The sequence below is a fragment of the Oceanospirillum sediminis genome (assembly GCF_014164585.1).
In the GTDB taxonomy this organism is placed as follows: Bacteria; Pseudomonadota; Gammaproteobacteria; order Pseudomonadales; family Halomonadaceae; genus Oceanospirillum; species Oceanospirillum sediminis.
The window spans coordinates 1-645 of the sequence record NZ_JACJFM010000095.1; the positions used below are offsets into that span (position 1 = coordinate 1).

The following is a 645-nucleotide window of genomic DNA, read 5'->3' on the forward strand; positions in this document are numbered from 1 at the left end:
AAAATGCTGTCTCGACAACTGCTATTTTACCGTAATCCCCAGAGGTTAAGCTCTCCAGCCCCTTCCGTTTTTTTAAACCGGACAGCAGTGACTCTGCATCGCAGTCCGCTGCAAGAATCAGTGTGCCAGTTGATTCTTCTTTTACATCGGTATACCGAGCCAGAGTTAATCATAATGTGGATGTCAGCAATAGCAGAGAACGAAAAGCACGTGATGTCTCTTATTTTGAAGGCACACTGACGGCAAAAAACCTGACTACAGGGGATGAAGAAAGCTTCGACTGGCCAATTACCATTGATGAAAATGGAAAAGCCAAGTCAGAAAAAACTGTCACTGTATTTCCCGGCACCTATGACTTTACACTGGTTGTAACGAAAGGCTCTCAGCAATATACCTCTGTACTCACCTCGGAACTAATTGAGGATGAAGGCGAGTATCGCTTAAATATGGACTTGATTCCTATAGCGGGAGAGACTGTTGTTAATATTGATAGCATTAAAAACCTGTCACGCTTACGTCTGGAATTCCCTCCTGAGGAATTTGTTAATATTGCTGCACCACAAATAGGCCTGGTAATTGATGGTGTTGAAACTGTTTATGAAATCAGTAAAGAAAGCGGTTTAGCAGAAGTTATTCTTAATCTGC

Annotated in this window: 1 protein-coding gene; it reads left to right on the plus strand. The window is 42.3% G+C overall.

Annotation, left to right across the window (positions count from 1 at the left end; all coding sequences use genetic code 11):
- Positions 1 to 122: 122 nt before the first annotated feature.
- The coding region (locus tag H4O21_RS24045; protein WP_182812396.1) for a hypothetical protein at positions 123 to 645 on the plus strand (523 nt) is incomplete at its 3' end.